This window comes from Brevibacillus massiliensis, assembly GCF_000311785.1.
GTDB lineage: Bacteria > Bacillota > Bacilli > Brevibacillales > Brevibacillaceae > Brevibacillus_C > Brevibacillus_C massiliensis.
Window position 1 is genome coordinate 571,922 of record NZ_HE978535.1, and the last position, 24,719, is coordinate 596,640.

Genomic DNA, 24,719 nt, shown 5'->3' on the forward strand with positions numbered 1-24,719 from the left:
ATAACAAAGAGATCGCGCGGCTTACTTCCATCGCCATGAAGCAAACCGGCAAGAGCGAAGATTATGTTCGTACACACCGTATTCGTTCTTTGCAGGGAAAACGGAATCGTTATGTCCAGAACTTCCAGCATCAAGCGAGCCGAAAGATCGTGGATCTGGCGCTGAAACATCACTGTCATACCATCGTCATCGGAGACATGAAAGACATCAAGCAAGAGAATCCCCGCAAGATGTTTGGACAGATTCCCCATGCCCGTTATGTGGATCTCTCATCACCTATAAGGCCAAACTCCTCGGGATCAAACTTGTCAAGCAGAATGAAGCGTACACCAGCGGTTGTTCTGCTCTTGATGAGGAGATGATTTCGAAAAAAGCATACGCACCCAAGCGACGCATTCACCGCGGCCTTTTTTCTGTCCAACTCAGGGTTCAGGATCAATGCAGATGGAAATGGGAGTCTCAATATCTTGCGAAAGTACCTGGGTGGAAAAGGTAGTCCTGTGCTGATCCAATCGGCAAGGGATAATGGGTGTTTGAAGCATCCGAAATGTATTCTTGTCGTATAAGACGGGAAACATTTGAATCTCCCACCTCTAAGCAAGGCGAAGGTGGCGGGAGTCTTCAAATCATAATGCTCATGGATGCCAGTGTCTCCATCCAAATGGTCGGCATCAAGAAGGCAACCGAACTCTATTGAGGGAATCGTCAATTTTGTGGTCCGCAAGACGAGGTGAAATACATGTTCCTATCCGACTGGAAACCAAACCGCGCCGATCCGGTCCCTTTGTATAAACAGATCGCTAATTTCATCAGGCAAAAAATTAGTCATGGAGAGTGGCCGTTAGGGAGCAAAATCCCCACGGAACGGATGTTGGCCCGGGAGTTCGGTGTAAATCGAAGCACGGTCGTAACCGCTTTTGCCGAATTGACTGCCGAGGGCTTAATCGAGGGAAGCAGCGGAAGCGGAACGAGAGTGGTAAACAATACGTGGACCGTCATGGCAGCCCGCTCCGCGCCCGATTGGGATGCCTATACCAGAGCTGGGGCATACCGGCCCAGTCTGCCAACCGTTCAAGACATTAATCAAACGGAGAACAGTCCAACCATCATTCGTCTGGGAACAGCAGGCCCTCCCCCTGAACTTTTTCCGACTGACATGCTGCAATCCATCTTGCCCAAGTTGCCGACAATGATGAAATCACTGGATTACGAGGATCCAAAGGGACTGCTCTACCTGAGACAGCAGATAAGCGAATATGCCAAGAAAAGAGGAATCGAGGCCTCGCCATCCTCCATCCTGATCGTATCCGGAGCGCTGCAAGCTCTTCAATTGATCTCGATGGGTCTCTTGAAACGGGGATCCGTGGTTTTGGCAGAAAAACCTTCCTATGTCCAGTCTTTGTCTGTGTTCCAATCCGCGGGAATGAAGATGGCAGGGCTCCCGCTCGATAAAGATGGCCTCGTGACGGACGCGATTCCACAGCAGAAGCGGGAGCAAAAAGCGACGATCTTATACACAATCCCTTGCTTTCATAACCCGACCGGTATCTTGATGTCCGAAGAGCGGCGCAAGCAGCTGCTGACGATATGCGAGCAGGAGCAGCTCCCGATCGTCGAGGATGATGTCTATCGGGATGTATGGCTTGACCACAAACCGCCTGCTCCGTTGAAAGCGATGGATAAAAACGGTTTGGTCCTCTACCTTGGAAGCATGTCAAAGACTTTGGGCCCCGGATTGCGGATCGGCTGGCTGATCGGCCCGGATCCTGTTGTCAACCGGCTGGCCGACCTCAAAATGCAGTTGGATTACGGATCGAGTTCCCTTTCGCAATGGACCGTCGCTGAGTGTCTGAAAAGCGGCCTGTACGAGCAGCATTTGCAGAAAACAAGAGAGACTTTGCAGAAGCGCCGGGAAGCCGCTTTACACGCGCTGGAAAGACACATGACAGGAATGGCCTCGTGGAGCTGCCCCTCTGGCGGATTTTTCATCTGGCTGCGACTGCATCGCCCTGTTTCTATGCGAGCGCTGTTTGAGAAAGCCCTCCAACAAGAGGTCCTGCTTTATCCCGGGAATATTTACGACCGGTCTGATCATCATCATATACGCCTTTCATACGGGAATGCATCGCCTGCCGAATTGGAAGAAGGAATTTCGCGATTGTCGAAGATCATACAGAAATGCGGACGGTAGGCAAGCTGACGGTTTGGACGAGATCCGTAAAGAGAAACAAGCCCTCCGCCACGAAAAAAATTGAGGTTGTATTTGCCTGGTAAAAAGCCGATATCCCTTCCCAAAGGGGAATATCGGCTTTTCGTGCAGCTTCATGCGATTATCTGGCGAATTCTCAAAGCGACCGCTTCCCGCAGCGCTTCCACCGTTACCCGGTCAATGAATGCAGAGAACTTCTCTTTCTTTTTCCCATTCTCCTGAAAATATCGAATCAAATTCTGGACAAGCGGAATCAGTTGCTCTTCGGTGACCGACGAGAGGAAGAGCCGGGCAAGCTTGGCCTTCAACCCTTTGCTTTCTCCTCCCACGTAAATATCGAAGGTATCTTTCATTTTGACAACTGCTATGTCCTTGAGCAATGGCTCGGAGGTTCCCAAAGCGCAGCCGGCATACCCGATTTTCAACGGGGAGGGGACCGCATGGCCAGCTATCGCTTCATCCAGCTTCTTCGCCGCAGGCATTCCGGCCTCTTCTGCTCCTCGGCAGAAATTGCACGTGATCAGGTTTTTGGTGTAGAAACCGGCGGGCTGAATTTCCAGCCCGGCCGCCTTCAGTTTTTCCTTTATTTCTTCCTCGCGTGCCTCCTGCACTTCCACGTACAGCTGTTTAAACGTGGTCAGCTCAATTTTGGCGTCTTCGCCCACGATCGTACCGAGCAAGGCCAACTGCTCGGGGCGAAAAATGGTTCCTCCCACTTCAAAACCGGGCGTAACCGCAAATTTCTTTGTCCCCATATGCTGGGTCCCCTCTCCGCTTGTATCCGCTGCGAAAATCCTGTTGTGTTTTAGACTCTCGCCCTCTGCAGCCGCAGGGCATTGAGTACAACTGACACTGAGCTTAAAGCCATCGCTGCACCGGCAATCCACGGAGCCAAAAGCCCGATCGCCGCGATCGGAATGCCCAGTGTGTTGTAACCAAGCGCCCAGAACAGGTTTTGCCGGATGTTGCGCATCGTTTTGCGGCTCATGGAAATGGCGTCGGCAATGCTGTTCAGGTCACCGCGCATCAAGGTCACATCGGCTGCTTCCATCGCGACATCTGTGCCGGTCCCGATCGCCATCCCGATATCTGCGACAGCCAGGGCGGGGGCGTCGTTGATACCGTCGCCGACCATGGCCACCTTCTTGCCTTGTGCCTGCAGCTTTTTCACTTCTTCCGCCTTTCCTTCCGGCAGGACTTCCGCGAGCACATGATCAATGCCCACCTGCTTGGCGATGGCGTTCGCCGTGCGTTCGTTGTCCCCGGTAATCATGATGACTTGAATGCCCATCTGCTTCAAGCGGGCAACCGCTTCTTTTGACGTTTCTTTAATCGTATCGGCTACAGCGACCATGCCGGCGTATTGGCCGTCAATGGCGATCAGCATCGCTGTTTTCCCCTCTTGCTCCAGCCTTGACATGGTTTCAAACACATGCCCTGCTTCCACGTTGTATTTCGCCATCAGCTTGCGCGTACCGGCGAGCATTTCTTTGCCCTCCACGACCGCACGAATGCCGTATCCGGGTATGGCTTCGAACTCATCCGTACCCGGCATGTCGATGCCTCTGGCTGCAATACCGGACACGATTGCTTCGGCAAGCGGGTGTTCCGAATTCTTCTCCGCAGCGCCGACAAGACGCAGGAGGGAAGCTTCATCGATGCGATCCGCAACGACATCCGTCAGTTCCGGTCTCCCTTTGGTCACGGTACCTGTCTTGTCGAGGACGATCGCTTCGATTTTGTGTGTCGACTCCAAATGCTCTCCGCCTTTAAACAGCACACCGAGCTCTGCGGCCCGGCCCGAACCGGCCATGATCGAAGTCGGAGTCGCCAAACCGAGCGCACAAGGACACGCGATGACCAACACCGCGATGGCTTTTTCCAGCGCGCCGGCGAAGTCTCCCGGGGTCGCCAGGAAAAACCAGATCAGAAAGGTGACAAGTGCGATACCGACGACGATCGGTACGAAAATGCCGGAGATCACATCGGCTATCCGTTGAATCGGCGCCTTGGATCCTTGCGCTTCTTCCACGACCTTGATAATTTGCGCCAGGGCCGTCTCTTTGCCCACTTTTGTCGCTTTGACTTTCAGTCTGCCATTTTTGTTGATGGTCGCGCCAATCACGGTGTCTCCCGCTTTTTTCTCGACCGGAATGCTCTCCCCGGTCAGCATCGACTCATCGACAGCGGAAATCCCTTCGATGACTTCTCCATCCACCGGAACCTTCTCGCCCGGCTTCACCAAGATGACGTCCCCGACCATCACTTCCTCTATCGGGATCGTCACTTCCTGACCATCGCGTACCACGAGGGCGGTTTTGGCCTGCAGTCCCATCAGCGTTTTGATGGCCTCAGACGTGCGGCCTTTGGCCAGCGTTTCAAATAATTTGCCGAGAATGACGAGGGTAATCAAGATGGCACTTGTCTCATAATACATCGCCGGAACGCTGTGGGCATCGCCCGATACCATCGCCCATTGAATGGTTACACAAAGGCTGTAGAAGTAGGCGGCCGACGTTCCGAGCGCCACCAGGACGTCCATGTTGGCGCTTTTGCTGCGCAGCGCCTTGTATGCCCCGACGTAGAACTGTTTCCCGACGTAAAACTGAACCGGCGTTGCCAGCAGCAGCTGCATCCACGGATTCATGAACAGATCGGGCACCCAGATCCACGATGTGAACGAAAAGTGGCTTACCATCGACCAAAGCAAGGGCAGCGAGAGGAGGGCCGATACCAGCAGTTTGCTCTTTTGCCGGGCGAGTTCCTGTTTGCGGTGCTCTCCCGGCTCCGCTTCTTCCTGTTTGGGAACCGCTTTGTAGCCAAGCTTCTCCACCTTTTTCTGCATGTCGGAGACAGACACATCGGCCGGGTTGTACTCGACGTGGGCCGTCTCCGTTGCAAAATTGACGGCGGCTTTTGAGACTCCAGGCAATTTGCCCAGCCCTTTTTCAATCCTCATCGCACAAGCGGCACAAGTCATTCCGACCAGCTGCAGGTCAACGGATTCCTTCGCCGTGTCGTAGCCAAGCTTCTGGATGCGCTGTTCCATCTGGCCGACATCCACTTTTTTCGGATCGTAGACGACGGTAGCCCGTTCCATGGCGAAGTTCACATTTGCTTGCTCGACGCCTTCCATCCTGTTCAAGGCTTTTTCAATTTTGATGGCACAAGCGGCACAGGTCATCCCTGTGAGCTGCAGCGTCGTTTGTTTCATCTCATTGCTAACGGCTTCCATACAAGTCCCTTCTTCCGAGGCGGTTTTATCGTTTGGCTAACTCAAACGACGGTGTACCCCTGTTCCTCAATCGCCTCTTTAATCGCATCCAGGGTGATGTTTGCTTCGTCGTAATCCACCGTTACCGTACCGTTGGCCAAATCGACTTTTCCTTTTGCTCCCAACTCTTTCATGGCACCCTCGATGCTGTTTACGCAGTGGGCGCAGGACATGCCTTCCACTTTCAGGGTTACGTTTTTCATGGCTCATTTCTCCTTTTGTTTGGGATTGTTATTTCGGTTTAACCGGACCGCTCGTTCGGCTTTATTTTTTCCTGGTGCTGATGTTTTCTTTCCGAAGGCACCGCACAAGCTTCCTGCAATTCTTCAAGGCAGAGGTTTTTCTGCTGCCTTTCACCTCCCCCCTTCGATTTTTACTATACCCCCCTATACTATATTTGTCAATGACCTCTGCTGATTTGTACGTAAAAACCTGTCAATAAAAAAACTTCTTCCCTTCACCTATTCATTCAAACCCCTTCGCCGCCGTTTTCTTTGATTTCCTGCACAACCCGATTCAGCGGTTCTACCTGAACAACTGTAGCCAAACCTTTGCTCCTTCTGTTGCAAACCGCATCGCGACCAAGGGGTCGTACGTCCATAACCCTTTATTTTGAAAAACAAGGTAACCTCGCCGGCTTTCAACGAGGTTTTTAACTGGTTATGATTTGCTGCCTTTTTTTAATTCAAGCTGATGATCTTCAATTGCATATACACTATCGGCCACACGTTCAATAAACCTGCGGTCATGAGAGACCAAAAGAACAGTACCTTGATACGCTTCCAGAAATTTTTCCAATGCCTCCATGCAATCTACATCTAAAAAGTTCGTTGGTTCATCCAACACAAGCACATTGTACCTTCCCAAAAAAAGCTGACACAAGATAAGACGAATGGCTTCTCCTCCGCTTAGCTCCCTAACATCTTTTCTTAAAAAAACAGAAAAGACTCTATACGAATGGCGAAAGTAGGGGTATAATAAACCCGAGTATTTAAATCGGAAAATGGTGATTAATCTATGTTTGCCTTTTTTAAGAAGGTATTCACTCATACTTGTGACAAATGCAATCATCCCCTGGAGGCCATACATACGGCTTTAGGATGTGTGAAAGTTTGCCCGGAAGGTCATTACAAGGAGGAAACATACTGCCATCTCGAGATACGGATTGTTTATGATGACTTGAAATAAGCGAACACGTTTGCAGTGTTCGCTCATTTCCTCACCTACTTCTTTCTTACAAAAAACGTAAATACCCCATTTTCCTCTTCGTGCTTCATCATTTCGTGGTTTGTTTGCTTTACCCAAGCTTGAAAGTCGTTTACAGAACCTTTATCTGTCGCGATTACTTTCATCACCTGACCTGGCTCTAGGCTGTCCAATGCCTTTTTCGCTTTCACAATGGGCATGGGGCACGCCAATCCTTTTGCATCAACGACAATGTCTGCTTGCATTCTTCATCTCTCCTGACTATTCGTTTTTGTTTGTCTTATTTGTCGTGAACAGCACAACGGTTTGGACCGATTTCCATTTCGCGCTGCTCTTCTTCACTTGGGGTCATTTTCCCCATATTCGTTTGGCGAATCTTTTGATAGGCATTTGGCTGCGGCGGCAAATTCTCCGTTACTGTTCTTCGGAATTCCGCTTCATCCTGAATGTGTAAACCTGGATTCGTCCGGTACAACTCCCCCATTCGGGCAGAAACCCTGCCGCCCTCACCCAGTTCGGACACTTTTCCAAAATGGGCGGGAAGTACAATCAGCTCATCCGAAAGCTCTCTGTAGCGCCTGTATAAGGTGCTGCGCAAGTCCTGGGCCCAATCCGCTGCTTTGCCGGCCAAGTCTGGGCGGCCGATGGATGCGATGAACAAAATATCTCCTGTCAGCAAATACGTATCGTCAACAAGCAAGGAGGTGCTGCCGATTGTATGACCGGGGGAGTAAATCGGCTGGATCTTGATTTTGGTGTTGCCGACGGCAATCTCTTTGCCCTCTTCCAGTTTTTCGTAGCTGAACGTTACCTCTGCCGCATCTTTTGGCGGGAGCCAGTAGGCTGCCCCTGCCTTGTCGGCTAACTTTTTCCCGCCAGAAATGTGGTCAGCGTGCAGGTGGGTATCGATGGTATGCTGAATGGAGACGTTCCTATCTTGGGCGAATTTCTCGTAAACCTCCGTCATCCTCAAAGTGTCAACAACGGCTGCCTCACCGTCGGAGATCACCATGTAAGACAGGCATCCTTTGCCGATCCGAACAAATTGATAAATCGCACCGCCAGCTTTCAAGTCACCGATTTTGACGGGTTCCAAATGCTCACTCCAGGCTTTCATCCCGCCTTCAAGATAATAAATATTGGACCTTCCGGCTTCGACCATTTGCTCCGCGACAAATTTGGATGAACCTTCTTTGGCGCAGACCACAAGCACTTTTTTATGTTCGGGAATCTTGTCCAGCGCGGAGTCTACACCCTCGAGCAGCTCAAAATACGGGAGATTGACGACCTCAATCTTGTCTCCCTCGATTTTCCAATCGTTATATTCAGTTTCACTGCGTACGTCGAGGATAAACAATTCTGCTTGATTGAAAACAATCTGCGCCAATTCTTTTGCAGACATTTTCTTTAAACCCCCGGCTGTATTCACGGTCATAGCACAAACCTCCCTGCTTCAGAACGATAATGTGATGTTGGCGTCCTTGGCGAAATCAAGGAAGGTCACTGCACCGCCAACTTCGATTCCGTCAATGAGGTCTTCCTTCTTCAAGTTCATCACGTCCATTGTCATTTGACAGGCAATGATTTTGACACCCATTTGTTGGGCCATTTCTACCAATTCGGGAATGGATGGCACATTGGCATTTTGAAATCCTTCAGCGAAATGTTCCTTCCCGGTTGGCATCGGCAATTGCTGATACGCTGTCTTGTGAATCAAATTCAATCCCTCGAAGGTGAAGAAGATCCCCACCTCTGCATCCGTTGCAGCTGAAGCTGTAGCGATGTTAAAGACCTTGTAAGCGTCAAACAATCCTCCGTGGCTGGCGATAATCGCGACTTTTGTTCCCATGATGCAGTAACCTCCATTGTTCAGTTATTGATTTTTCTCCGTCGAGCGTCCAACCGGACATCCCTGGCAGGACATTGATGACGTTTTGACAGCCCTTTTCCCTTGAGAGCCGGCATGCCATATCGCTGCGCTTTCCCGTTCGGCAAATCACACATGGATGTCTTCATCCCGGTCCAATTCCCCTAATGAAATGGGCTTGGCATCTTTAATACATATACCCCTATAGGTATTATTATATGCGGATGAAACCATTTGTCAACCATACCTGGTTCGCTGGAAGGCGTTCCATCCCATCGCACTCCATCGTTCCCTCGAAAGTCCATAAGATCCTTTACGCTGGAATGTCGGTTCCAATCCTCCTCCCATGCAAAGGATCTCCTTTTTCTTCCTCGTTCAGACCTTCCTCCCCCTTGACGACTGCCATGGCGAATCCCGCGACCCGACTTTGGTCAAAGGTTTGTTGAATCACTGCTTCAATTCGGTCAGCAGACAGCATCCCGACATGAACCTCCACATGGACAGATGTAAAGCTGCAATGGATTCAAAACCATTTGTAAATATTATCCATCCACCTTGGCATTCCTACTTTTTACAGAAGAAAAGGACAGCCCATCTGCTGTCCCAAAATCTCCCGGATACGATACGCAGCCAAGGTTCCTGCAGATCCTATAGCAATTTCCCGATGATCCCCTCCACGCATTCGATGATTTCACCGGAATGGATCATTTCCCGTAACATCTGCAAATGAGGATACAGGTATGTGTCTTCTTCCATCTTAGGCACTGAACGAGCAATCCGGTCTAAAACAGCGCGAGAAGATGAACTTGGCAAAAGATCACTGTCCACGAACTGATGGGCACAGTAAATGGACAACAATTCAACAGCCAAGACATATTCCAGCCTGACAGCCACCTCGCGTGCTTTTTTTGCCGCATTGTAGCCCATTGCCACATAGTCTTCCTGGTCGGCGGAAGTCGGAATCGTATCCACCGTTGCAGGGTGGGATAATATTTTCATATCATTTACGATACCTGCTTGGGAGTATTGTGGAATCATCAGTCCAGAGTTAAGTCCCGCTTTGCGGATGAGAAAAGAAGGATAGCCGGACAGTTGGCCGTTAATGAGCCGATTGTTCCGCCGTTCCGACATTTTTGCGATTGCTGTAGCGGCAATGCATGCCGAATCCAGTTCGATTCCCACATAAGATGAATCGCAATTACAGCCAGAAATGGCTCCGCCGTCTTCCTCTTCCAGCCATATAATCGGATTGTCACAACATGCGTTCATTTCAATCTCAATCGTTTTCAACGCATCCTGTAACGTTTTTTTAGCGGCTCCATGCAGCTGGGGAATCGCGCGCAAGGATAGGGCATCTTGCAGGCGATAGTCGACGAACGTTTTGGCAATCATGGAGTCACTCAGCATTCTTCGGATGTTTGCGGCAGTATTTCTCTGTTCCTGATGAGGGCGAACACGCATCAAACGATCGTCCAAGGCTCGTGTCGTTCCCTTTAACACTTCCAGCGTCATCGCGCCAAGAACATCGGCGGTAGCTGCTGCCTTGAGCATGTCATGCAGCGCTAGTGCTCCGATGGCGGTCGGACTTGTCGTCCCGCTGATCAGAGCCAGTCCCTCTTTTGCAGAAAGTACAATCGGTTCCAGGCCCACTCGCTTTAACGCTGCTTTTGCCGGCAGGAGCTCTCCGTCCACGCAGGCCATGCCCTCACCAATCAAAACCAATGCCATATGGGCTTCGGGACATAAATACCCCACAGAACCTTCACGGGGGGCAAAGGGTGTAAGGCGGAGATTTAAAAACTGCCGATACATTTCCAACGTCTCGAGCCGGACTCTGGAATATCCCTGCCCCATCATCGTCGTGTCCGACTAGTTGAACAAAGAAGCCGCCAACCGTTGTCATATCGGAATTGGCTGGCTTCTTTGGAAATGAAGTGCTGTATCGTCAATGATTATACATGCTCCAGATAACGCTCTTTCATCTGCGCGAGAACATCGTCACCCGGCATCTCCCAAATCGCCCGATTAAAGATCTCCACCTCGATCGGGCCTGTGTAGCCGGAAGCTTCAACCGCCTGGCGGATGCGATGGATTTCAATTACGCCATCCCCCATCATTCCCCTGGCCATCAGCAAATCCGGGGTTGGCACGATCCAGTCCGAGACGTGGAATCCGAAAATACGGCCGCTTGCACGGGCAATCTGGTTATCCAGATCCGGATCCCACCAAACGTGGAAGACATCGACGATGACACCAACATCTGAGGGGCTGTATTGTTCAGCCAGATCATTTGCATGGGCCAGTGTCACAATCACCGAACGTTCCGCGGCGTACATCGGGTGAAGCGGCTCGATCCCCAGCCGCACACCGCACGCTTTTGCATACGGAACGAGCTGTTCGATTCCTTCTGCCACCCATTTTCGAGCACTGCTGATATCTTTGTCCGGAGCCGGCCCGCATACGAGGACGAGGACCTCTGCTCCTAATTCCGCCGCTTCCTCCACTGCGCGGCGATTGTCATCCAGCCTCTTCTGGCGTTCCGACATGCTAGCAGCGGGAAACATTCCGCCGCGGCAGACACTCGAAACACGGAGCCCCGCCTCACGTACGAGTTTTTTGCTTTCCGCAAGCCCCGTTTCGGCAATCTTATGCCGCCATAGGCTGATCCAGGGGATCTTCGCCCGGACGCACCCTTCCACCGCTTCGGGCAGGCTCCAATGCTCAGTCGTTATCTGATTCAAGCTCAGGCGCTCGATCGTTTGCAGTTTTCCCATACGTTCCCTCCTATCGAATGCCCGCAAGAGCAAGGACGAGGCGCATACGCTCGCTTGCCATTTCGGGATCGCGCAGCAGGCCGGCCTTGTCGGCGAGAACGAAGATGTGGGAAAGATGGACCACCGATCGTGCTCCCTCCACCCCGCCGATCATCCGAAAATGAGACTGGTGGCCGTTCAAATACGCCAGAAATACGATGCCTGTCTTGTAGGCGTAGGTCGGCTCTTGGAAAATGTGTCTGGATAATGGCACGGTGTTCTCCAGAATCGCATCGTAACGGTTTAGATCCCCGGCATCGAGAGCATGTAGTGCAGCGGCAGCCGCTGGAGCGATCGCGTCAAAGATTCCGAGCAGGGCGTGGCTGTATCCATGCTGATCGCCTCGAATCAAGGCTGGATAGTGAAAGTCGTCCCCGGTGTACATCTTGACGTTTTCCGGCAGCAGTCTCCGCATTTTGATCTCTTTGTCCGCGTCCAGCAGAGAGATTTTGATGCCGTCCACTTTGTCGCGGTGTTCCCGAATGATCCGCAGGCAGACCGACATCGCTTCATCGACATCTTCACATCCCCAATATCCTTTCAATGCGGGATCAAACATGTCGCCCAGCCAGTGCAGGATCACCGGTCGGGACACCTGGCGGAGAATTTTCCCGTAGACTCGTTCGTAATCATCCGGCTGCCTTGCACAAGCTGCCAAAGCCCGGCTAGCCATCAGGATGATTTGCCCGCCTTTCTCCTCTACAAAGGAACACTGCTCTTCATAGGCTGCTTCCACTTCATCCAGCGTCACCCGTGCTGCCGGCGTCAGATGATCCGTACCCGCCCCGCAGGCGATATGCCCTCCCACAGACCGGGCCTCTATCATGGAGCGGCTGATCAGTTCCTTCGCCTGCTTCCAAGCAAGTCCCATCCCGCGCTGGGCCGTATCCATCGCCTCCGCAACCGAAAACCCCAGCGACCACAGATGATGGCGATACTGCATGGTCGCGTTCCAATCAATCTGGGACTGGTGCAGGGGATCGGCGTCCGCCAAAGGATCGCATACGACATGCGCCGCTGCAAAGGCTGTTCGACACCGCGGTCTTCCCGATGGCAGCGCAAAGGAAGGTCCGTTTCCCGGAACATAGGCAAAAAGTGAGCCGTCCCGACCAGGCAATCTTATTTCCCGAGACATCTGATTCCCCCCTACACGTCCAACTTGGGGACGTCGACCCAGCGGCGTTCACGCCAGGAAACAAGCCCCAGTTCAGCCAGTTGCGTACCTTTGGCGCCCTCCAGCAGATCCCATGGGAACGGAGTAGCCGCAACCACATGCTTGAGGAACAGCTCCCACTGAATCTTGAACGCATTGTCGAAGACTTGATTGTCCGGCACCTGCTGCCACTGATCGAAGTAATTGAACGGGTTTGGTATGTCCGGGTTCCATACCGGTCTTGGCGTGTTCACCCGATGCTGAACCTTGCAATCGCGAAGTCCCGCTACGGCGCTTCCCTCTGTTCCATCAACCTGTATCGTCAGCAGATCTTCCCTGTTTACCCGCACGGCCCAGGAGGAGTTGACGTGCACGATAATCCCCCCCTCCAGTTCAAACGTGGCATAGGCCGCATCCTCTGCTGTGCATGGATACGATTCTCCCTTTTCGTCCACGCGCCGGGGAATGTGGGTGACACCGAGACACGAGAGGGCGCGAACTTCACCGAACAGATTGTCCAAGACATACCTCCAGTGAGGGAACATATCCAAAATCATGCCGCCGCCGTCTTCCGCGCGATAATTCCAGGAAGGCCGCTGCCCTGGCTGCCAATCCCCCTCAAACACCCAATAGCCAAACTGCATGTTAACGGACAAGATCCGCCCAAAGAAACCAGCATCCACAAGCCGCTTCAACTTCAATAGTCCGGGCAGGAACAGCTTATCCTGCACGACGCCATTTTTGATGCCCGCCGCACGGGCCAATCGGGCCAGTTCGAGAGAATCTTCCAGATTGGAGGCAGTTGGCTTTTCGCAGTAGATGTGTTTTCCCGCTAAGATTGCCTTGCGAATATCTTCCGCCCGGCGGTCGGTCGTCTGCGAGTCAAAATAGATGACGTTATAAGGGTCTTCCAAACACTCCTCCAAATTGGTGCTGTAGCGTGCAAGGTTGTGCGCCTCCGCCAACCCCTGCAGCTTCTGCTCATTTCTGCCGGCCAGGATCGGGTCCGGCATGATCACATCCCCGTTCGGCAGGGAAACGCCCCCTTGATTCCGAATGGCGACGATGGAACGGATCAGATGCTGATTGGTCCCCATCCGACCGGAAACGCCATTCATGATAATGCCCAGCTTGTGTACTGTCATATGATTTCTCCTTTCTTAAAGCAATGGATAGGATCAAACTGTACAAAATGACATCATGAGCGTCTTCCGAAACACGGAATTGCGTTCTGAAAATTGGAGCTCTTATTGGCGTGTTACGGCGATATTTCTTCCAGCCGCTGTTCCTTTGTCTCAATCCCAAACAGTCCGAACAGAATGCCCCCGACCAAAGCGACAAGGCCGAAGCCCAGGAAAACGTAGGGAATGGAGGAGTCTGTCAAAATGTAGCCGACAAACGTCGGGCCGACGATCGACGCCAGCCGGAGCCAGGCAGTGGCGATACTGGTTCCCAGTGCCCGCATTCGTGTCGGATAAATCTCGGGTGTGTACAAGTAAAGCGCCATCGCGACAATCTGCACCCAAGCATAGCCGAGCGAAGCCCACAGCAGCACCTGGCCCGCAGATGTTGCCCCCAATAACCACAGAACCAGGAAGCAGGCGGCTCCGAACACCATCGAACCGGATAGCCACAATTTTCGTCCGACCCTGTCGATCGTCAACGCACAAATGAACGCGCTTACAACTCCGGCTAAAATCAAGATCAGACCGTAAAGCAATGACTGTTCCACGGAAAGATTGAAAACGGTCTTGAAGATAGACGGCACCCAGGTGCTCACCCCGTAAAAAGCAAGATAAGAGGTAAACCAGATGGACCATACGACCAGCGTCCGTTTCCGATAGATGCCTTGGAACAGTTCTTTGAGACGCGTTGCCCGCTGATGTTCTTTGATCGGCACGATGTTTGGCACTGGCAGCTCCGTTCCTGTCCGCATGCGAATCTGGTTCTCGATGAAGGTCATGGCTGCCTCGGCTTCCTTCTCTCTGCCGACTTCCGCCAGCCACCTCGGCGATTCAGGCAATAACCGTCTCATGTAGAGGACCAGCAAGGCAGGAAGTCCGCCGATGATAAAAATCCATTTCCATCCCATAACCGGAACGATAAAATAGCTTAGGATCGCTACCGCCAGCAGTCCGAAGGAGAAGATCAGTTCGTATAAGAGAACAAATTTTCCGCGCTTCCGGGCCTTCGTTATCTCGTTGATATAGGATGCCGCTATCGGAACCTCTCCTCCCAGTCCGATCCCCTGGATAAATCGGAACAGCAGCAAAGACCCGAAGCTCCACGAGGCTGCGACCAGAAAACTCATGATGGAATAAATCAACACCGTCCACATGGCCATCCGCAGCCTGCCTACTCTTTCCGCAAAGATCCCGCAAATCACCGCACCGATGAGCTGCCCCAGAAAACCGATCGATATGACCAGCCCGATCTGTCCGGGGTTCAGGGAGAACTCTTTGATTAAAACCGGGAGCGTATAGGCGATCGCCAGTGCGTCAAACGCGTCAAAAAATGTGGCGGCCCCCACGATCATCCGCGCTTTTACCTGCCATTTTGTCAGCGGCAAGCGCTCAATTCTCGCTGATATTTCTTCCAGCTTGGTCGGGAACTTCGTTTCTTTCGCAACTTCCATTCATCCATCTCCCTTCAAGGTGCATTTTCTGAATTCGAAATAAATTTTATAAAAATACAATCAATTCCGTCTTATCAAAAAAGGAACTGGACTCGCAAAATGAGAAGTAACCATCTCAAGACAAAGCGTGCATCTCCCGAAATTTGTTCGGGGAAATCCCCATCACATTTTTAAACGACCGATAGAAGGTAGAGATATTTTCAAAACCAACCTCAAAACAAATTGTGGCGATGTCCTTGTCTGTCTCCACCAATAAATCCTTTGCCCGGTCGATTCTGACATTGTTCAAATATTGCATGGGCGTGGTATTGAATCTTTCTTTGAAAATGTCATTTACATAGCGGACACTGATCTCAAACAGAGCGGCCAGATCCTTGGTGGTGATATCGCTGAAATAATGGGTCTCCAGATAGGAGCGCATGCGTTCAGCGCGAAGCGTGTTGGCGTCTGTATAGGAAACGGTTGTCCTGCTTCGCTCCAGCAAAATCAGTACATTCATCAAGGAGACGAGAATCGCGTAGGTAGAAATCCGGTCTTGATTCCGCTGTTCAAACAGCATTTTCTTTAGGTGAAGCTTGATTTCACTCGCCACAACCGGGTTTAATCCAAGCACGAACGACTCTTTTTTTAACAGGTGGAAGAAGTCGGGATTGATGATCGAGGTTAAAGATTCTTCCCGAAAGGACAGGACCAATACCGTCAGTTTGGTGTGAGATTCAATGGCGTGATTGGTGTATGGAACGATGAAGGAGATTTGATTTTGGCCAAAATGATGCGCTTTTTGGTCCAGGGTGATCGTTCCCACGCCGTCGATGGCATAAAGGATCTGGTAGATTTTATGGTGGTGCTTCGCCACCAGTCCCCCATTTTGATGCTTGCTTTCGTAGATTAAAAGTCCTGTTTCCGGCAAGATAAATTCACTGTAGGACACGCACAACCACTCCATCCTATTTCACTTTTTCTCATTCTAACAAGAAAAACCCGCCTTACGAGTAAGGTCGGGCATATTCTCAACACAGCGAACGGGTCAGGCTGACCAATCGCTTTAACCCCTCGCGCAGCTGTTGTTCATTCAAATAAGAATAGCTCAGTCGTACCCATGACGTATACTCCCTGAGCGGATCGCAGATGGAACCGGGTACAAAGGTGATGGATTGCTCCATGCCCTTGCTCAGAAGACTTTCCATCTGGATCGACTCAGGCAGCTTCACCCATAGATTAAAGCCTCCGGTCGGGCTGGACCAGTTCCAGTCCGTGACAGACAATTCTTCTTCCATGATGTCCTTGCGAATCGACAGTGCGATCCGGAGCTTCGCCAAGTGCTGCTGCATCCGTTCGGAAAAGAAATAATGCAAAAAGATCTTTTGATTCAGCAGCGGTGCTCCGCTGTCTGACAACGATTTCGCTTTGAGCAAAAGTTTCATCAAGGATGGATGGCAAGCTGCGGCGGCAATGCCGAGGCCAGGGGCAACGTATTTGCTGAAACTGCGAATGTAGATGACAGATCCGGCCGTGTCATAGGAAAAAAACGGCAGTGGAGGTTCTTCTCCAAAATAGATATCGCGATAGGGGTCATCCTCTATCAGCAAACACTGGTATTTTTCGGCCAGCTCCACCAATCTCTTCCGCTGCACGGCTGGAACGGTGTAACCCGTTGGATTGTGAAAGGTAGGATTGAGGTAAAACAGGCGCGGCTTGTATTTTTGCATGAACATTTCTACCTGATCCAAATCATAGCCGTACCGATGGATCTCGATCGGGATGATGCGGGCGCCTTGCCTTCTGAAGACGTCAATGGCCGGGCTGTAGGTAGGCCTCTCCAGCAAGACTGCATCTCTTGCTTTTACCAGGACTCTTGCGATCAAATCGATCGCCTCTTGAGAACCGGATGTGATCAGCAGTTCGTCCATTGTAAGATAGAAATGATGCTCATTTGTAAAATAGCGGCAGAGTGCTTCCCGCAGTTCCTGATCTCCCTGAGTGGTAGAGTAGGTTCCCAGCACTTTGGGATACAGGTCAAACACTTTCTTCACGTACTCGGAAAAATAATGATTGGGCAAAAGATTGGGATCGAGCAGCGCTTTGGAAAATTGATAGGCAGCCTGCACCTGATGGATTTCGGAGAGATGGCTCTCGTGTACGTAGGCGGAAACAATCGGATCCTGCTGTGAATCCATTGCCAGGATCCCGCCGGGTTGAACATAATAGCCGGATTTATCCTTTACATATACGTTTCGGTTCTGTTTTAGCAATTGGTATGCTTTAAAAACAGTCAGCCGATGCACATTGAATTCCGCCGCCAGCGTTCGGACAGAAGGAAGCTTCTCGTGCGCCTTCCACTCTCCGCGCCTGATCCTCTCCAGAAGATAGTCATAGACTTGTTCGAAAAGCTTATCTTTCATCAAGGCCTCCCTCCCCTCCCTCTATTATATCTGGCATACTGAAATCTGTTCTGTTTTATCTGATCTGTTCTGCTCCAGTCCGCATATGATGAAGAAAAGGAGGAGTAGAAATGGTACTGTTCAATTATTTCCTGATGTGTCTGATTTTCGGAACGACATTTTTGGCCATTAAGCTGGGAATTGATGCGGGCGCATCGCCCTTTTTCTCAGCCGGCATTCGTTTTTTTCTGGCAGGTTTCACTCTGTTTTTGGTGATGGCGTGGAGAAAAAGGCCCGTGTATCGCTTCTTTTCTGCAAGGAAATGTTCCTGACAGGGCTCGGCTTAACCTTTGGGGTGTTTGCCACCTTGTACTGGGCAGAACAGTATTTGAGCTCCGGGATTGCAGCAGTCTTATCGGCAACGGCTCCGCTGATGATTCTGCTGCTTCAGACCGGCATATCTCGTCAAAGGCTCTCGGCTACATCCTGGGCAGGCTGCCTCGTTGGATTTACTGGCGTGATGCTGCTGCTTTTACCCGGCGCAGCCATTTCGTTTAACAAATTTTGGATGTACGGATGTTTGGCTGTCCTGTTGGGCCAGGTCTTTTTTTCTGCCGGTACCGTATATTCCCGTCGCGTGATTCAACGGTTTCAGGATACGTCTCCGATCTCCTTGAATGCAGCGCAGATGATGTATGGCGGAGGGATGCTTCTTGTTTTATCGTTGTTTACGGAACAGGTGCACATCGAATCCATGCTGACCCTAAAAGCAGTCCTTTCGCTTTTATACTTAATCGTTGTCGGTTCCATGTTGGGGCACACGATTTTCTATTGGCTCGTAGCCAAGACCAATCCTGTATTTCCATCCACTTGGCTTTATATCTCTCCATTGATTTCCCTTTGCTTGGGGGTCCTATTGTATAACGAGCCGCTTACATTGTTGTCTTTGGCAGGGGGGATCACCATTATTATCGGAATCGTGCTGGTCAATATGGATAACTTGAGGCAGCTGGTGGACAAAAAACAAGCATATGGAGTAAAGTGAGCGAGGCGATAGCGGGGCTTGTGTCAAGTACCCTTTCCGGAGGGCGCCTTCAGATGTTGCGAACGTCTTCCTATCGGGCTTCGATAAGCCAAACGTCCTGAAATGGAACATACCTGAGCCGTGTTCCATACAGGGCTCAGGTATGTTTTGATTCGTCACAGTCCCAGGCTGCCGCTGCAAAATTCGACGTTTACGATCCTTTTGGCACCGCATTTTCCTTCTGATAAGCGGACATCCAGGCCGGAAAACCATGGACCGCAATCCCACGGAACCCATCGTATTTCTCAAGCTGATCTTTTGTTATGGCCAGCTCTTCTTCCATCTTGCGGGAACCTTCTTCATGGAATGTGGTTTTATTGCCTTCCCTGCTCTTGGAAATGTCTACGCCGACGATCACCGATTTCCCCAGGGAAGACGCCTCCTTCACGGCTTCGAGCGCATTGGCGACGATCCCGTCATCGCCCAGGGCAGTGTCCCGGTAGTCCATCAGAACAAGGGTGTTGAACCGCTTCAGGATCCACTTGCTGAGGTAATAGTCTTGGTAACCGGGAATTTCAATCTTGTTGGCCCAAAACGGAAGATCGAACGAGACCTCCAATGGCTCAGGCGACTGTACTTCCCTCGCGATGTACTCCATGTTAGACAGCCATTCCTCCAGCGTATGATCCTGGTCGCTCTTCCATTCCGGCAAGAGGTACGGCTCGATGTCCAGGTGAATGCCGGAAAACCGCTCATCCTCCTCGACGTTCGTGTTGTAACTTTCCACCCATTCGATAAACTCCTGAATGTACGGGCGGTTGCTCTTCAGTCCCCAGGAAGGATCGCCCCCAAGAGCCTCTACCCGGATCCCTTGATGGGATGCCGCTTTGATAAAACGTGCATATTCTTTCGCAGGCACATTCTGACGGTCGACATACAAGTATAGATTTGTTACGTCATTTTGTTTCAGGAAGGCAATGATTTCTTCCCGATCGCTCATGATGGACGGCGTATCCCAGATCCAAGTCCCTTTGTGTGCAGGTGGGCTTTGAGCGAAATACGCTATGAGAAGCGCTGTGAAGATGCCGGCAACAACACAGCAGCCCGTCCAAAACAGCCACATCTTACTCGGAAAAAACCTTTGCAATCGCTGTTTGATACGATTACCCCCTTCTTCGCAGAGTGGTTTGCTGCATGGGAGATGCGGTTCCCGGTACCCGGCCTGGATACGGTATTACGCTCCTACATATACTTTTACTTTTCTTTCGGTTTTGGAGATGCCCGTCCCCAATTTATAGATGTTGTCCGACTTGATATCGGCAAAAGCGTTGCGGGTATCGATGATCGGCACGCCCAAATCGGCCAATTCCTGGTAATCGAAGCTGCGATGGTTGGTGATCAGGACCATACAGTCATAGCTGGCGAATGCACAGCGATCGTATTTGACCGAGTGTACGACATTTCCCTGTGCATCCCGGAAAGAAGTGGCATGCGGATCGTAAAACTGCACCTTGGCTCCGCTCTCTTTGAACAACTCATAGATTTCCAGGGCCGGAGACTCGCGTAGATCATCAATATCCGGTTTATACGCCATGCCCAGGATCAGCACCTTGGAATTGCGGATGGACTTAGCGTAAATATTAAGTACTTGTGCGGCGCAATGCAACACATATTCTGGCATATTGTCATTGATCGATTGGGCCAACTCGATAAACTTGCTGTAGAAGCGGAATTCTTTTGCCTTCCAGGACAGGTACATCGGATCAAGCGGAATGCAGTGGCCCCCGATACCGGGACCTGGATAGAAAGGCATAAATCCAAAGGGTTTGGTGGAAGCTGCCCGGATGACCTCCCAAACATCGATCCCCATCTTGTCGCACATCATCGCCAATTCGTTCACGAACGCAATATTAATGCTCCTGAAAGTATTTTCCAACAGCTTGGACATTTCTGCCACCTTGGGAGAAGAGACGGGAACCACCGTCTGGACAACGCTGCTGTAGAGAAGCACCCCTAATTCCTTGCAGGCTTCCGTTGTACCGCCGATCACTTTTGGCGTGTTGTACGTATTGAAGCTGCGGTTGCCCGGATCGACACGTTCCGGCGAGAAGCAGACGAAGAAGTCGACACCTGCAGTAAAACCTTGCGCCTCCAGCGGCAATTGAATCAGTTCTTCTGTTGTTCCCGGATAGGTTGTGCTTTCAAGTATGATCAATGTGCCTTTTTTCATATATTTTTTGATTTCGCTCACCACACTCTTGATGTAGGAGGTATCCGGGTCCTGATTGTCATTTAACGGAGTGGGTACACAAATGCTGATCGTATCGAGCTCCTGAATTTGGCTGTAATCTGTGGTCGGGATAAACTTGCCGGAGCGAACAGCATGGGCAACTGCGGCGTCGGGAACATCTTGAATGTATGACTTGCCGCTGAGCAGGGACTCGACTTTCCGCTGATCCAAATCAATCCCATATAAGGTAAAGCCTCCCTTTACCATCTCCATGGCCAGCGGCAGGCCGACATAACCAAGTCCGATGACCCCGATTTTTCCTGTTTTATTCTGCAGTTTTTCTTGTAAGGCGCGATAATAGTTCGTCTTCTTCATCTTCTTCATCTCCACTCACCAAGTTTTTTGATCCTCCACTGAAGTTCGGAGATTGAAAAGGGCTTCGTTACAAAATCGATGGCTCCCAGTTCAAACGAGCGGTTGAGATGATCGGCCAGCTGCTTGCCTGTCAGGACGATCACCTTCCCTTTGTTTGCGCTGGCCTTCGTGATCTTATTGATCAATTGATACCCGTCTACGATCGGCAGATTCAATTCCGTTATGACCAGATCAGGCACCGCTTCCGAATAGATCGCCAGCGCTTCAGCGCCATCCTTGGCCTCGTACACCGTGTATCCTTCCAGTTCCAGATGCAGTCTGACGAACTCGCGAACCACCTCGTCCGTGTCAACAATCAGGATGGAAGAAATCCCTTGATGGGCAGGCTGCTCGATGAACAGACGAATCTCCTTTTCTTCCCCTCGGGCCTTGGCAGCCAGCTCGATTAATTGCGATACCGTGCTCTCAGTCGGTTCCCCGCATTCAGGGAAACTGGCAACGACCAGTTGTCCTTGGAGAAGGCCGTGGTTTTCGAGGAAGTCTTTTACGATTAAAGAAGTATAGTGGGTCGCGGCAAATTTGCGTTCCTCCAAAATCATCGCAAAGACCATGTTGTGATCGTCGAACAGGTATTTGGCTGCAAGCTCGGTTTCGCTCTGGCTCACAAAGGATTCCAACTGATCCAGAGTCTGTTGATTGATGTTGGCAGATGGCGCCAAGATCACTCCGCACGGTTGGTGACGATCACGGATCACATGGGTCATCTGCAAAAGCTGCCGGGTCAATTCACCATGCCTGTCCCGAATAAAAACCGCCATGCTGACCACTCCTTTTCGTAGGCTGGTTATTTGTTAAACCTGGTTCTGACCATCGTCCCCCAGGTATTGTTGTTGCGCAGATAGTCGATGTGGCCGAGGAATCTCCACAGCACTCCGAGCTGCCGGTACCCCAGGAACATCAGGAAGGAATACAACAGCATCTTGTTTAGATCGCTGAGTCTGGGATAGCGACTAAAGGCGGCTTCCTCGATAAACAGAGCGCCAAGACTAAGGATGAAACAGGAAAAGAAGTTTACCAGGGCAAAGACGACCAGCGTTTGCCAATCCGTCATGTTCAACAGCCAATACCCGAGAATGGCGAGCAGCCCGGTTATGCGGACATAAGGATTCAACGTCTCAAAGAGAATGTTATAGGGCAAGGTCAGCAAACCGAAGACCTTGTATTTGGGCCGGAACACCATGTGGATTCCTTCCTCGATCATGTTCTTCAAATTTCCGCGGCCCCAGCGTTTCCGCTGGCTGCTGAGGATGCGGTACGTATCTGGCGCCTGTGTCCAGCATACCGCGTCCGGGCAAAAGGCTACGCGATACGGGATCTTGTTCTCCAGGCAGTACCGGTGCAGCTTGATCACGATATTCATGTCCTCACCGGGATACCCGCCCCGGTAGCCTTTGACGGCAATGACCTTATCCTTTTGGAAAACCCCGAAGGCACCCGATACGATGATCAGGCCGTTAATGGCGCTCCAGCCAATCCGTCCGCCCAGAAACGCTTTGATGTATTCCACGTTTTGCAGAGCGGGAAGCAATTTTTTGGGGAACCTGACATTTTTTACAATTCCATCTTCCACCGTGCAGCTGTTTACGATTCGCACATTGCCCCCTACTGCCACGGTATCTTCGGGATTTTCCAAATACACTCTGGCAATTCGCGTCAAGGCATCTTTTTCCAGCAGGGAATCCGCATCGATCGTAGAGATCAGCGGATAGTGTGACAGGTTAATCCCGGCGTTCAGCGAGTCTGCCTTACCGCCGTTTTCCTTATCGATGAAGTACAGAGTCGGGTATTCCGGGTTGTAATAGATCCCTCTTACCTTCTCCGTCTGGATGTGATCGGCCACGATCGGATTGATCTTTTCCAATTTGAATTCATCGACCATCACTTGGAAGGTATTATCCGTTGAACCGTCATTGATGACGATTACTTCATATTTCGGATAGTTGAGGGCCAAGAGGGATCGGACGTTTTCGATGATCGTAAGTTCCTCGTTGTAAGCGGGCACTAACAAGGACACCGCGGGGAGATGCTTGGAGCCCGACAGCTTCTTGATGCGGTTGTACTGAATCCCTCTTTTGAGCGGGAACGTCTGGCGAATTGACAGGGCAAAGATCAAGTAATAGATCAGTGTAATGACAACGACGTAGTACATGGCAAAATAGCCGTACCCGAGCAGCAACTCTCGCAGGAAATGGAGCCATGAATCTGTTTGCAGGTAATACTCGATGAACTTCATGTTTGCCGTCCTCCTAATGAACTACACGACACGATAGATTCGGTTCTTTTTGCCGAGAGTCTTTTCGTAGGCGTACAACAGTGCGTTATAGCGTGTCAGTTTGTCCAAATCGTGGGGCTCGGTCGATAAATGCTTGATTTCTTCCTCGATAATTCCTTGGAGCCATTCGCCTTTTTCCTGCCCCCTGTACGCCAAAGCGCCGGTACAAAGCGCGGATATTCCTGTTTGACCGAGATTGATCAAGGCGATCGCACTGGCGTGAACCACACGTTTGTCCTCATCCTGTAACGAATCTTTCAGCGCGTTTACGAAGGATTCGTTTCGCAGCGTCGATAATGCTTGAATCGTCAAGAGGCGGATTTCTCCATTCGCATGGTGGAGCAGCTTGTGTACGACATTTTTCGGAAAGAAAGGGGATGAGTTGAGATACAATTCTACTGCCCGCACCTGGATCTCTTCCCGTTCATGGTCGATCAACCGGTAGGCGGCAGACGCTACGCCAGGGCTGCTGTATTCTTTCAAACCGGTTAATCCGATCATGATCAGAGTCGGGTGTTCTTCCTGGACAAACTCGGTAAAAAGGGCAAATTGATCGATATCGGACTCCTGGATGATGTCTACCAACAGATCGTGGAATCCTTTCTCGTGTTTTAACAGGCTGCGCACCATTTGTTTGACATCGTGCTCATCGCGGGCGCATTTTGCCACAGCGCGGGCGATGACAAAGAGAGAGGAATCGTGCTTGTGCTGGCGCAGCATTTTTAGCAGCAGCGGTACCGCTTCTCCCACTCTCATACAGCCCAGATGATACGCAGCGTCTACTTTTGCCCGGTAAGAACCGCTGCCGAGGCGCTGCATGTGGTATTCGATCAGTCCCAAGTCTTCACAAAGAAGCGTAAGCTTTTGCCGCTGCTTTGTGTCGGTAAAGGACTCGATCATATCATTGAGCCAGTCTTGCAAAAAGCCGCGTTCCACCTGACTCATCGGGATGTTGGGCAAGCGCAGGCGCTCTTCACTGTGAAGATGGGCCTGGATGTATGTCAGATAGTCTTTGAATTTGATCTGGAATTGGTCGAATGCCCGCCTCGTCTTCACTTCCTTCAGCTTCATTGCGTAGACCACGACCATAAAAATCGCGTTACATGCAACGAGAACATACAAGATGTTGATCGCTATGTTGGTTGAGGTAATCACACAACGAACTCCTTCCTTCACTCCCACCTGTAAAAGATAGGTGTCCGAGCTTGCCGCAGCCTTTT

Annotated in this window: 20 protein-coding genes and 3 pseudogenes; 3 read left to right on the plus strand and 20 right to left on the minus strand. The window is 51.0% G+C overall.

The window, feature by feature from the left end:
• Together HGBM_RS30645 and pdxR are read left to right on the plus strand one after the other, a co-directional pair.
• Positions 1–362: pseudogene (locus tag HGBM_RS30645) on the plus strand (hypothetical protein); the annotation flags it as partial.
• A gap of 377 nt (positions 363–739) precedes the next feature.
• Positions 740–2,191: a MocR-like pyridoxine biosynthesis transcription factor PdxR gene (gene pdxR / locus HGBM_RS02825; protein WP_019119582.1), complete on the plus strand. Its 1,452-nt coding sequence runs from the start codon at positions 740–742 to the stop codon at positions 2,189–2,191.
• Positions 2,192–2,322: 131 nt separating this feature from the next.
• On the opposite strand, the gene HGBM_RS02830 is transcribed toward pdxR, so the two are convergent.
• The 15 genes and pseudogenes from HGBM_RS02830 to HGBM_RS02900 form a co-directional block, all read right to left on the minus strand.
• The gene (locus HGBM_RS02830) at positions 2,323–2,964 is read right to left on the minus strand and encodes an NAD(P)/FAD-dependent oxidoreductase (RefSeq protein WP_019119583.1); all 642 of its coding nucleotides are present in this window, start codon (positions 2,962–2,964) and stop codon (positions 2,323–2,325) included.
• A gap of 50 nt (positions 2,965–3,014) precedes the next feature.
• Positions 3,015–5,444, minus strand: coding sequence for a heavy metal translocating P-type ATPase (locus tag HGBM_RS02835; RefSeq protein ID WP_019119584.1), 2,430 nt, complete (start codon positions 5,442–5,444; stop codon positions 3,015–3,017).
• A gap of 41 nt (positions 5,445–5,485) precedes the next feature.
• Complete coding sequence (locus tag HGBM_RS02840) at positions 5,486–5,686, minus strand: copper ion binding protein (protein WP_019119585.1); 201 nt, start codon at positions 5,684–5,686, stop codon at positions 5,486–5,488.
• A gap of 457 nt (positions 5,687–6,143) precedes the next feature.
• Positions 6,144–6,416: pseudogene (locus tag HGBM_RS31470) on the minus strand (ATP-binding cassette domain-containing protein); the annotation flags it as partial.
• 290 nt (positions 6,417–6,706) lie between these two features.
• On the minus strand, positions 6,707–6,934 hold the full coding sequence (locus HGBM_RS02850) for a sulfurtransferase TusA family protein (protein ID WP_019119587.1): 228 nt from the start codon (positions 6,932–6,934) through the stop codon (positions 6,707–6,709).
• A 35-nt stretch (positions 6,935–6,969) separates the two neighbouring features.
• Positions 6,970–8,124, minus strand: a complete 1,155-nt coding sequence (locus HGBM_RS02855) for an MBL fold metallo-hydrolase (protein ID WP_019119588.1) — start codon at positions 8,122–8,124, stop codon at positions 6,970–6,972.
• Positions 8,125–8,142: 18 nt separating this feature from the next.
• Positions 8,143–8,538 carry a DsrE/DsrF/DrsH-like family protein gene (locus HGBM_RS02860; protein ID WP_019119589.1) on the minus strand — a complete coding sequence of 132 codons (396 nt, stop codon included), beginning with the start codon at positions 8,536–8,538 and terminating at the stop codon, positions 8,143–8,145.
• A 331-nt stretch (positions 8,539–8,869) separates the two neighbouring features.
• Positions 8,870–9,034 (minus strand): hypothetical protein, encoded by a 165-nt coding sequence (locus HGBM_RS30170; RefSeq protein WP_019119590.1) that lies wholly within the window; start codon positions 9,032–9,034, stop codon positions 8,870–8,872.
• A 170-nt stretch (positions 9,035–9,204) separates the two neighbouring features.
• Positions 9,205–10,413, minus strand: a complete 1,209-nt coding sequence (locus HGBM_RS26405; protein ID WP_081590052.1) for an HAL/PAL/TAL family ammonia-lyase — start codon at positions 10,411–10,413, stop codon at positions 9,205–9,207.
• A gap of 95 nt (positions 10,414–10,508) precedes the next feature.
• Entirely contained in the window at positions 10,509–11,330 is an 822-nt protein-coding gene (locus tag HGBM_RS02875) for a sugar phosphate isomerase/epimerase family protein (RefSeq protein ID WP_019119592.1), read from the minus strand.
• 10 nt (positions 11,331–11,340) lie between these two features.
• Positions 11,341–12,504, minus strand: a complete 1,164-nt coding sequence (locus tag HGBM_RS02880) for a dihydrodipicolinate synthase family protein (protein WP_019119593.1) — start codon at positions 12,502–12,504, stop codon at positions 11,341–11,343.
• Between the two features lie 11 nt (positions 12,505–12,515).
• Entirely contained in the window at positions 12,516–13,667 is a 1,152-nt protein-coding gene (locus tag HGBM_RS02885) for a Gfo/Idh/MocA family protein (protein WP_019119594.1), read from the minus strand.
• A 113-nt stretch (positions 13,668–13,780) separates the two neighbouring features.
• Positions 13,781–15,157: an MFS transporter gene (locus HGBM_RS02890; protein WP_019119595.1), complete on the minus strand. Its 1,377-nt coding sequence runs from the start codon at positions 15,155–15,157 to the stop codon at positions 13,781–13,783.
• Positions 15,158–15,272: 115 nt separating this feature from the next.
• Positions 15,273–16,088, minus strand: coding sequence for an AraC family transcriptional regulator (locus tag HGBM_RS02895; protein ID WP_019119596.1), 816 nt, complete (start codon positions 16,086–16,088; stop codon positions 15,273–15,275).
• 79 nt (positions 16,089–16,167) lie between these two features.
• Positions 16,168–17,559 (minus strand): aminotransferase-like domain-containing protein, encoded by a 1,392-nt coding sequence (locus HGBM_RS02900; protein WP_019119597.1) that lies wholly within the window; start codon positions 17,557–17,559, stop codon positions 16,168–16,170.
• Between the two features lie 110 nt (positions 17,560–17,669).
• On the opposite strand from HGBM_RS02900, the pseudogene HGBM_RS26410 reads away from it, so the two are divergent.
• Positions 17,670–18,583, plus strand: a pseudogene (locus HGBM_RS26410) (DMT family transporter).
• Between the two features lie 190 nt (positions 18,584–18,773).
• Here HGBM_RS26410 and HGBM_RS02910 read toward each other — a convergent pair.
• The 5 genes from HGBM_RS02910 to HGBM_RS02930 form a co-directional block, all read right to left on the minus strand.
• Positions 18,774–19,562 carry a hypothetical protein gene (locus tag HGBM_RS02910; RefSeq protein WP_147512790.1) on the minus strand — a complete coding sequence of 263 codons (789 nt, stop codon included), beginning with the start codon at positions 19,560–19,562 and terminating at the stop codon, positions 18,774–18,776.
• A 234-nt stretch (positions 19,563–19,796) separates the two neighbouring features.
• Complete coding sequence (locus HGBM_RS02915; RefSeq protein ID WP_019119599.1) at positions 19,797–21,176, minus strand: nucleotide sugar dehydrogenase; 1,380 nt, start codon at positions 21,174–21,176, stop codon at positions 19,797–19,799.
• Positions 21,173–21,985 carry a response regulator transcription factor gene (locus tag HGBM_RS02920; RefSeq protein ID WP_019119600.1) on the minus strand — a complete coding sequence of 271 codons (813 nt, stop codon included), beginning with the start codon at positions 21,983–21,985 and terminating at the stop codon, positions 21,173–21,175. The genes HGBM_RS02915 and HGBM_RS02920 overlap by 4 nt, the downstream gene beginning before the upstream one ends.
• 26 nt (positions 21,986–22,011) lie before the next feature.
• Positions 22,012–23,460: a glycosyltransferase family 2 protein gene (locus tag HGBM_RS02925; RefSeq protein WP_019119601.1), complete on the minus strand. Its 1,449-nt coding sequence runs from the start codon at positions 23,458–23,460 to the stop codon at positions 22,012–22,014.
• Positions 23,461–23,481: 21 nt separating this feature from the next.
• The gene (locus HGBM_RS02930) at positions 23,482–24,654 is read right to left on the minus strand and encodes a HEAT repeat domain-containing protein (protein WP_019119602.1); all 1,173 of its coding nucleotides are present in this window, start codon (positions 24,652–24,654) and stop codon (positions 23,482–23,484) included.
• Between the last annotated feature and the right edge of the window lie 65 nt (positions 24,655–24,719).

Coding starts and splice junctions, on each gene's coding strand:
- pdxR (WP_019119582.1), top strand. CDS start 740: ATGTTCCTATCCGACTGGAAACCAAACCGCGCCGATCCGGTCCCTTTG.
- HGBM_RS02830 (WP_019119583.1), bottom strand. CDS start 2,964: ATGGGGACAAAGAAATTTGCGGTTACGCCCGGTTTTGAAGTGGGAGGA.
- HGBM_RS02835 (WP_019119584.1), bottom strand. CDS start 5,444: ATGGAAGCCGTTAGCAATGAGATGAAACAAACGACGCTGCAGCTCACA.
- HGBM_RS02840 (WP_019119585.1), bottom strand. CDS start 5,686: ATGAAAAACGTAACCCTGAAAGTGGAAGGCATGTCCTGCGCCCACTGC.
- HGBM_RS02850 (WP_019119587.1), bottom strand. CDS start 6,934: ATGCAAGCAGACATTGTCGTTGATGCAAAAGGATTGGCGTGCCCCATG.
- HGBM_RS02855 (WP_019119588.1), bottom strand. CDS start 8,124: ATGACCGTGAATACAGCCGGGGGTTTAAAGAAAATGTCTGCAAAAGAA.
- HGBM_RS02860 (WP_019119589.1), bottom strand. CDS start 8,538: ATGGGAACAAAAGTCGCGATTATCGCCAGCCACGGAGGATTGTTTGAC.
- HGBM_RS30170 (WP_019119590.1), bottom strand. CDS start 9,034: ATGCTGTCTGCTGACCGAATTGAAGCAGTGATTCAACAAACCTTTGAC.
- HGBM_RS26405 (WP_081590052.1), bottom strand. CDS start 10,413: ATGATGGGGCAGGGATATTCCAGAGTCCGGCTCGAGACGTTGGAAATG.
- HGBM_RS02875 (WP_019119592.1), bottom strand. CDS start 11,330: ATGGGAAAACTGCAAACGATCGAGCGCCTGAGCTTGAATCAGATAACG.
- HGBM_RS02880 (WP_019119593.1), bottom strand. CDS start 12,504: ATGTCTCGGGAAATAAGATTGCCTGGTCGGGACGGCTCACTTTTTGCC.
- HGBM_RS02885 (WP_019119594.1), bottom strand. CDS start 13,667: ATGACAGTACACAAGCTGGGCATTATCATGAATGGCGTTTCCGGTCGG.
- HGBM_RS02890 (WP_019119595.1), bottom strand. CDS start 15,157: ATGGAAGTTGCGAAAGAAACGAAGTTCCCGACCAAGCTGGAAGAAATA.
- HGBM_RS02900 (WP_019119597.1), bottom strand. CDS start 17,559: ATGAAAGATAAGCTTTTCGAACAAGTCTATGACTATCTTCTGGAGAGG.
- HGBM_RS02910 (WP_147512790.1), bottom strand. CDS start 19,562: ATGAGCGATCGGGAAGAAATCATTGCCTTCCTGAAACAAAATGACGTA.
- HGBM_RS02915 (WP_019119599.1), bottom strand. CDS start 21,176: ATGAAGAAGATGAAGAAGACGAACTATTATCGCGCCTTACAAGAAAAA.
- HGBM_RS02920 (WP_019119600.1), bottom strand. CDS start 21,985: ATGGCGGTTTTTATTCGGGACAGGCATGGTGAATTGACCCGGCAGCTT.
- HGBM_RS02925 (WP_019119601.1), bottom strand. CDS start 23,460: ATGAAGTTCATCGAGTATTACCTGCAAACAGATTCATGGCTCCATTTC.